The organism is Streptomyces sp. NPDC045846, assembly GCF_056431605.1.
On the sequence record NZ_JBWKKJ010000030.1, the window covers coordinates 34,465 to 42,696 of the forward strand.

The following is an 8,232-nucleotide window of genomic DNA, read 5'->3' on the forward strand; positions in this document are numbered from 1 at the left end:
GCTCAGGCGTTGATCGCGGCCTTCTCCACGTGGTCGACCACGTCCTGAACCGTGTGTAGTTCTTTGAGCTCCTCGTCGGGAATGTCGAGCTCAAAGGTCTCTCCCACAGCGACGGCTATCTCGATGAGGGCGAGCGAATCGATCTCGAGGTCGTCCACCAGTCGCCTCCCGGGAGTCACTTGGTCCGCCGCTATGCCGCTGATGTCCTCGATGATGTCCGCCACCGCCTTGAAGATCCTATTCTCCTGGCTCATGTGCACCTCCGCAGCTGGTTGGTCGTGTTCTTCATCGAAGAGCCTTCTTCCCGTGCGCTCCGGCGGCGTCGGCAAAGTGCTCCTGCTGCCTCTCCGCCTGGAGGTTCAGCGCGTCCAGGTGGAGCACGAGGCGCTCTCGCTCCTGCTCCGCCGGACCGTCAAGCCCCTCCAGCTCGAACAGCTGCCAGTGCTTGAGCAGCGGACGCACCACTTCCTCATGATGAATGTGCAGGTTGTAGATGCCGGCCCGGGCAATCACCAGGGACTTGCGTCTGAAGTTCGGGATCACGGAGCCCGGCATCGCGAATTCGATGATCTCTTTACAGATGGCCCGGACTGTGGCGGAGGGTTCTATCTCCAAGCTCGCCTTCACCAGCGACCGATAGAACACCATGTGCAGGTTCTCGTCGGCGGCGACCCGGGCGAGCAGGAGGTCGGCGATGGGATCGTTCACGAAACGGCCGGTATTGCGATGCGCGATCCGTGTCGCCAGCTCCTGCAATGCCACATATGCCAGCGTTTCGAGCGGGCTCTGGTGGCCGCTCTGATAGCCGGCCTGCACCACAGCCATGCGTTGGGCTTCCAACTGGTCAGGGTCGAGCGCCCGAGTTACCAGCAAGTAGTCCCGTATGCACATGGCATGGCGTGCCTCTTCGGCGGTCCAGCGGCCAATCCAGGTGCCCCAGGCGCTCTCCAGGCCGAAGCGATGCGCGATCTCTCGGTGGTAGCTCGGCAGGTTGTCTTCGGTGAGCAGGTTGACCTCAAAGGCTGTCTGCGCCTGCGGGGTGAGCCTCGACTGATCAGGGTGCCACGGCACCTCCCTGAAGTCGCGGCCCTCCTCCCAGGGCACGTACTCGTGGGGCATCCAGTCCTTGGCCATGGCCAGATGGCGGTCGAGGTTCTGGGCGACCACCGGTTCCAGCTCGGCCAGCAAGTCGATCGTCACGCCGGTCTCCTGGGTTCATGACTTCGTGAAGGACAGCACCACGTTGTGCCCGCCGAAGCCGAATGACGTTGACAGTGCGGCCGCTGACGCTGCCCGGCGGGCTTGGCCGGTGACGAGGTCGAGCCCGATCTCGGGGGCCGCCTCACGGAGGTTGTTGATCGCCGGGATCACCGCGTGCTGCAGGGCGAGCACGGTGAAGACGGCTTCGACCGCTCCTGCCGCGCCGAGCAAGTGCCCTGTGGAGGACTTGGTCGCGGTGACAAGGGGGTGGGTGCCGACGGCTCGGCGCAGGGATTCCGCTTCAGTGTTGTCACCGGTGGGCGTGCCCGTCGCGTGCGCGTTGACGTGGGCGACGTCCCGGGGTGTGAGGTCCGCGTCCCGCAGGGCTTCTTCGATGGCCCGGATCTGCCCCTCCGCGTGGGGTGTCGTCATGTCGTACGCGTCCGACGTGATGCCGGCGCCGGCGAGCAGGGCGCGGGACCGTGCGCCCCGGGCTGCCGCGAATTCGGCTCGCTCCAGTACCAGGACGCCGGCACCCTCGGCCATGACGAAGCCGTCACGGTCCTTGTCGAAGGGCCTGGACGCCTGCTCAGGCGTGTCGTTGCGGGTGGAGAGTGCTCCCATGCGGGCGAACCCACCGAGCGAGAGAGGGTGCAGGCAGGCGTCCGTGCCCCCGGCCACGACGACGTCGGCACGTCCTGCCCGGATCAGCAGCGCGCCCAGGGCCAGGGCCTCCGCCCCCGCAGCACAGGCGCTGGACGGCGCGTGCGTTCCCGCTCGCGCGCCGAGTTCCAGGCTCACGACCGCGGCCGCACCATTGGGCATCAGACGCGGGATCGTGAACGGCGACAGCAGCCGCGGCCCGAGCTCTTCGAGCCGATCGTCCTGATCGAGCATCGTCAGGGCGCCGCCGATCGCCGTACCCATCACCACGGCCAGCCGGACCGGATCGACGTCCGGGGAGCCCGCGTCCGCCCACGCCTCGCGGGCGGCGACGAGTGCGACTTCCTGGCTGCGATCCAGCCGCCGCCTCTGGACACGGTCCAGGACGTCGGCCGGGTCCTTCCTCAGGACGCCTGCGATACGGACGGGCAGCCGGTCGGCCCAGGGAGTCTCCAGTTGGGAGATGCCGGACTCGCCGGCCAGGAGAGCGGACCAGGTCGACGGCGCGTCGCCACCGAGCGGGGTCGTGGCACCGATTCCGGTGACCGCGACGTCGGTCCTTTTCGCAGTGCGGCCAGGGGATCGGTCAGTGCGCATCGTAGGCACGCTTCGCGAGGGCGTCCGCGGCCATGTAGCCACCGTCCACAGTGATGTCCGTGCCGGTGACAAAGCGAGCGGCGTCGGTGAGCAGGAAGGCCACCACCGCGGCGATGTCGTCCGGGAACGCGTTGCGCCCCAGGGGAGTCAAACCGGCCGATTCCGCGGGTGCGTCTAGGTCGACGAAGCAGGGAGAGACCGCGTTGACGCGGATGCCGGATGGCCCCAGCACGTTGGCGAGGCTCTTCGTCAGGTTGGTGAGCGCGGACTTGCTCGCCGCGTAGGCGAGTGAGTCGAAGGAGCCCAGCGTCCCCGCTGTGCTGGAGATGTTGATGATGGAGCTGTCGGGTGGCATGGCGGGGGCGAGCGCGATCGTGGTGGCCAGGGGACCTCGCAGGTTGACGTCCAACACCCTGTCCCAGGAGTCCAAACTGGACTCCCAGGAGGTGAACTCGATCACCGCGGCGTTGTTCACGATGCCGTGGAACGGGCCGCTGGCGGCCAGTTGGCTGAGCGTGGCCGCTGATTCCTCCCGGTGCAGGTGATTGAGATGGACCATCTCCTTCACGCCGAGGGCAAGGAGTTCCTCCGCGTCGTCCACGCCGGTGTTGTACGTGCCGACGACGGTTGCTCCCTGCCGGGCCAGGTCAAGCGCGATGCCGCGGCCGATGTCCTTCGAGGCTCCGGTGACCAGGACACGCTTGTCGGTGAGCGTCATGCCTCCACCTCCGATGCCGCCGGATGTGCCAAGCGCCCCTGGGCGGTGGCCAGGACGTGGGCCAGTCGTCGCGCCAGAGCCAGGGTCGTCAGCGAGGGGTTGGCGGCGCCCATGCGGGGAAAGGTCGCCGGCCCGCAGGCGTAGAGGTCGGGGATGACGGTGAACTCGTGTCGGTCGTTGAGGACGTCCCCCAGCGGTAGCGTGCAGCCTTCGTGGTCCTCGGTACCCAGCGGGCTCGACCAGGTGAAGGGCCCTTCGGACGTCTCCGCGCCGATCGACTCCGGCAGCACGAACGCGTTGGTGCGCACCGGGCGGTCGAAGTCGTCGAAGTCCAGGGGCGTCGCGGTGAGACCGAACTCGGCGGCCAGCTCTCTCCATACCTCCTCCAGCACCTGGCGCTGACGTCCGATGACGAGCCGGTCGGCTGGGGCCAGATCCGCTGTCACGGTGGTGCGCCACGGGTACTCGCGGGCCGGCTCGCACGTGACGTGACTGCCGGTGCCGGGCGCCTGCTCCCCGGTGAGCCGAACATCGAACTGGAGGACGCCGGGTTCGGGCCGCTCGACTGTGATGAACAGGTTCGACCGGACACTGTCCTCGCACGCGGTCACATACGAGCCCGGAACGACATCCGACAAGCCACGCCTTGCCACGGCATCGTCCGAGTCCCGCACGCGCAGGAAGAAGCCCTGGACGATGTGGTCGGTCAGCCCGTCCAGCCGGGGCGGGCGGCCGGGGTCGATCTCGCGCAGCGCCTGGATTGCCAGTCGGCTGCTTTCGATGGTTCCGGCTGCCAGAACCACCGCGTCCGCGGCAATCCGGCGGGCCCTGACGTTCGGGCCGGTTCCCCGGACCTGGACGCCTCGGGCCCGCCCGCCCTGGATCTCGACCGAAAGGACTTCCGTGCCGCACAGGAACCGGATGCCGCGCGGGCCGTCCAGCGCGGCGCCCGTCACCGGGTGACGCCAATGATCCAGCGGGGAGTAGGCGTACCAGCGGCCGTCGTCACCAAAGCGGGTTTCGGCCTGCGGAGTGCGGACCAGACGGAAACCTGCGACCTTGAGCACCGTTTGCTGCGAGTCGAGCCGGTTCGGATTCACCCCGAGGTCTGCTGCGACCTGCGCGTAAAGGGGTGCGCCCTCCTGCCACGAGTCGCGCAGGTCGGTCACGATCGGCTCCGGCCAGTCACCCAGTGCCCAGTCCTCAACCGGCAGCGATGCGCCGTACCAGTACAGCGAACGTCCGCCGAGGCGCTTGCGCAGGCCGGCATGGGCGGCGTAATGCGGGGCGGATGCCGATGTCCAGCAACGCTGGAAGTGCGGGTCGCCAGCGGGATCGAGGAAGGTGCGCAGCGCTTGATCAGGATCGTGCGCGGCATTGATGTGCAACAGATCCTGTGCGGGCCCAGCTTCGGTGACCACAACGTCGTCGACACCGAGGGCCGCCAGGTGCCGGGCCACTTCGAGGCCGGCGAGCCCTCCTCCGACGATCACCACCCGACAGTGCGGGTCATCGGTGTCCGGAGCCGCGGGCCACTGCCATGGGGCGGGATCTGGGAGGCGATCGGCTGTCGACACGGTGGTTCTCCATTGAGTTCGTCGGGTCCGGGTTGCGGCGTGCGGATCAGGGCCGCTGGGCGAACGGAACGCATGGGGCCTCGCCGATCGCCTCCAAAAGAGTCCTGAGGCGCAAGGCGCTCTGTCCCCAGCCAGCACTGTGTCGCGAGTGACGCAGGCCCGTGGCAATGCGGTGAGCTGGAGTAGCCGTAAATTGCTTCAGGCTGGACGCGCTTTCTCCACCTGAGGGCGCGAAAGAAAGGTGAAGCGGTACATATCGAGCCTGCCCCGGTTCTGCGGATGGACACGAAGGGCTGAAGATCAGCCTTGACGCAGGACGGGCACCTTTTCTACGTCAACGTTGTGAGGACGGCGTTTACGTATACCCTTGATCCGGCGTGGTGTTGCGGGAATCCTCCGATGCGGCGCCCTACCTGTCAACCCCGCCCGATCGCCTTTCTCTTACGATTCCCTTTGCCTTCCGTTGTTCCTGTCACCCGGCTGTGTCGTGTACGGATGAGACGGCGGGAAATCCGCCCAATTCCCCGACGGGAACTCCTCGCCACAACACCAGCGCAGGCGCAGCCCCCTCACCCTAGGGACTCAAGTGGAGCGCGGTTGACCGGACTTGCGCAGTCCATGGCAAATGTTGCGAGAGGTGGCGCGGATCGTCCGCCGAGATGCCACTGCCTCACGCCACATGACTGACACCGCAACCGACAGCCACGGGCGGGACACACGGGCCAGGTGAAGGGGTACCGCCACCGGCAGCGCCAGCGCCGCCACCCTGCACACGGTCCCCATGACCAGCTAGGCCCGCAGGAGGCCATCCCCAGCAGTCGCGCCGGCGAGCACATTTCGCGCACCTCAACCTGGATCACCAACTCAACCTCGCACGCACAGATCCGATTTCTCGAACGGCTCCACAGCAGCACACGCAACATCGGTCATGGACTGCGCAAGTCCGGTCAACTGCACACCACTTGAGCCCATAGAGTTGTCGCTCAGCAACGGACAAAGGGCTCGCCTGCCACGGTTGACAGGCATGGCACCGCATCGGAGGATTCAACAACGCAACGCCGGATCAAGCGATGTGCACTGACGCCTCTATCCGACTGCTGACATGGCAAAAGGAATCCACTCTTTCCACCGGGTCCGGTCACAGCCGAATCCGGCCTGCCGACCCGAATACCCCCAGGGATACCGCCGCGGTGACCGATGCATCCGCACGGCACGCGGTCACCCGTGGGGCTGTCGTCTTTTTACTCCAGTCAGCCTGTATCTGAGGGACGCCTTGGACTCCGAGAAACCGGGATCCGTGAAAGCGGATGTGGCCCTATCAGGTGGAGAAACTCCGTCACTCCTCAAGGGGGACCGCGGCTTGGGCAGCGCATCGCCGGACCGTGTGACCGCAGCGACCTCGGTCACGGCCTTCGATCACATCAGGCTGGACGTAGCGGACATCGACGCCGCCGAACGGTTCTATTCTGACGCGCTCGGGCTGTCCCCCGTCGTGCGCTACGAGCTGGCCGATCGCGTCATCCTGCAGATGGCGCCGGACGGCAGACCAGCCGGCGTGGAACTGTGGCAGGAGCGAAACCTCGTGCCGGCCCCGCACCCCACTCACCATGTCGCGTTTCGCGTCGCCGACGTTCCGGCTCTGGTGGAACACATACGCGCCCTCGGCTACCGAGTGGTCACCGAGCCCCACCGAATCAAGCAGGAGACGGTGGCGTTCGTCGCCGACCCCGATCGCCACACCATCGAACTCAACGACTTTCTGGGGCGCCCGACAGTAGGAGCACCGGCATGACGGCCGACACCTCAACCGCTACGGAGTATCTGAAGCAGCTTACTACGGCCCTGCCCGAGCTCAACCTGCCTCGGGTCACCGGCTGGGGGGCACGGCTGGCTCAGCTGGGCAGCGACGGCCGCCGTCTGCTGGTGGCCGGCAACGGCGGGTCCGCGGCGCAGGCCCAGCACCTGACGGCCGAGCTCGTGGGTCGATTCCAGACGGAGCGCCCGCCGATATCCGCGTTGTCGCTGCACGCCGAGACGTCCTCGGTCACCGCGATCAGCAACGACTATGGCTACGAGCAGGTCTTCGCCCGGCAGGTCCGGGCGCACGCGCGCCCGGGCGACATCGTGCTCCTCATGTCCGGCTCCGGCCGCAGCGCCAACCTGTTGCGCGCCGCGGAGGCCGCGCGTGAGGTCGGCGCGGCGACCTGGGCACTGACGGGACCGGCACCCAACCCGCTGGCCACGCTGGTGGACGAAGCGGTCACCGTGGCGGCGAAAACGGTGTCCACGGTGCAGGAATGCCACCTCGTGGTGATCCACCTGATGTGTGCTGCCATGGACGCCGTCGTCGCCGCCAGGGACGCCACTGATTCCGTCCCATCCGTTGGGGCGAACTCCTTTGCCTCGCCACCGCAGCCGGAGGGGGAATGCCGGCCCGATGGGGCACGCGGAGACCGCACGAACCTGGTGGTGGTCGGCGACGCGTTCCTCGACCGCGACCACCTCGGCCGTGTGGAGCGGGTGGCGTCCGACGAGCCCGCGCTGGTCGTGTCCGGTGGCACCACGCACGTGCGCCCCGGCGGTGCCGCGCTCGCCGCTGTCCTGAGCGCGCGGCAGGGCGCCCCCGTCACCCTCGTCACCGCGCTCGGCCAGGACGCGGTCGCCGACCAGCTGCGCACGCTGCTCGACGAAGCCCGAGTCGAGGTGGTCGATCTCGGCCTGGACGGATCGACCGCGGTGAAAACGCGGATCCGCGCCGCCGGCCGGACCATGATGATGCTGGACGAGCAGGACGTCTGCCTGCCGGTCGGGCACAAGGGCAACAGCGCACTGGAGGCGGCACAGCGCGTGTTGATGGCGGCTGGCGGCGTCCTGGTGTCCGACTACGGTCGAGGCGTTACCGCGCACAGCGGCCTACGCACCGTACTGGCCGAGGCCGCCCGTCGATCCCCACTGGTCTGGGACCCGCATCCGCGCGGTGCGGCGCCGGTCCCCCACACCACCGTGGTGACGCCCAACAGCAGGGAAGCCCGCGTGATCACCTCCCTCACGGGCGGCGACACCCTGTCCGACGACGTCGAAGCGGCACGAGCGGTAGGGCGCACGTGGGGGCCGGTCCAGGTGGCGCTCACCCGGCACGAGCACGGCGCTGTCCTGCTCGCCGACGCGGACCTGCCGCCGCTGGTCGTGCCCACCAAGGTTGCCGCGGGCGGGAAGGCCGACCCCTGCGGGGCCGGCGACTTCTTCGCCGGCCACCTCGCCATCATGCTGGCCCGCGGCCAGTTACCCAGCGAGGCGGTGGCGTCGGCGGTGGAGGCAGCCTCGGCGTACGTCGCGGCCGGCGGCCCGCGGTCCCTGGACCGCCCCCACAGCAACAGCACACGGCGAATTCCAGGGGTCGTTGCAACACGTGGTGAGTTGATCAAGCCGCGAGCAGCTTAGCGAGGCGCTCGGCTGGGGTTTCCCAGCCGAGCGTTT

Annotated in this window: 7 protein-coding genes; 2 read left to right on the forward strand and 5 right to left on the reverse strand. The window is 68.0% G+C overall.

From position 1 onward, the window contains the following. Window positions 1-2 precede the first annotated feature (2 nt). The 5 genes from AC07F3_RS40560 to AC07F3_RS40580 are packed head-to-tail and all read right to left on the reverse strand — an operon-like array spanning window position 3 to window position 4,671. Window positions 3-254, reverse strand: a complete 252-nt coding sequence (locus AC07F3_RS40560; protein ID WP_479120011.1) for an acyl carrier protein — start codon at window positions 252-254, stop codon at window positions 3-5. Window positions 255-285: 31 nt separating this feature from the next. Next, entirely contained in the window at window positions 286-1,200 is a 915-nt protein-coding gene (locus tag AC07F3_RS40565; protein WP_479120012.1) for an acyl-ACP desaturase, read from the reverse strand. A gap of 15 nt (window positions 1,201-1,215) precedes the next feature. Next, window positions 1,216-2,460: a beta-ketoacyl-[acyl-carrier-protein] synthase family protein gene (locus AC07F3_RS40570; RefSeq protein ID WP_479120013.1), complete on the reverse strand. Its 1,245-nt coding sequence runs from the start codon at window positions 2,458-2,460 to the stop codon at window positions 1,216-1,218. Beyond that, window positions 2,450-3,178: an SDR family NAD(P)-dependent oxidoreductase gene (locus AC07F3_RS40575; protein WP_479120014.1), complete on the reverse strand. Its 729-nt coding sequence runs from the start codon at window positions 3,176-3,178 to the stop codon at window positions 2,450-2,452. Before AC07F3_RS40575 ends, AC07F3_RS40570 begins: the two co-directional genes overlap by 11 nt. Beyond that, the gene (locus tag AC07F3_RS40580; protein ID WP_479120015.1) at window positions 3,175-4,671 is read right to left on the reverse strand and encodes a GMC family oxidoreductase; all 1,497 of its coding nucleotides are present in this window, start codon (window positions 4,669-4,671) and stop codon (window positions 3,175-3,177) included. Before AC07F3_RS40580 ends, AC07F3_RS40575 begins: the two co-directional genes overlap by 4 nt. Before the next feature lie 1,444 nt (window positions 4,672-6,115). On the opposite strand from AC07F3_RS40580, the gene AC07F3_RS40585 reads away from it, so the two are divergent. Both AC07F3_RS40585 and AC07F3_RS40590 read left to right on the forward strand, forming a co-directional pair. Continuing rightward, window positions 6,116-6,547, forward strand: coding sequence for a VOC family protein (locus AC07F3_RS40585; RefSeq protein WP_479120017.1), 432 nt, complete (start codon window positions 6,116-6,118; stop codon window positions 6,545-6,547). Further along, window positions 6,544-8,196, forward strand: a complete 1,653-nt coding sequence (locus AC07F3_RS40590) for a PfkB family carbohydrate kinase (RefSeq protein WP_479120018.1) — start codon at window positions 6,544-6,546, stop codon at window positions 8,194-8,196. Before AC07F3_RS40585 ends, AC07F3_RS40590 begins: the two co-directional genes overlap by 4 nt. Window positions 8,197-8,232 lie beyond the last annotated feature (36 nt).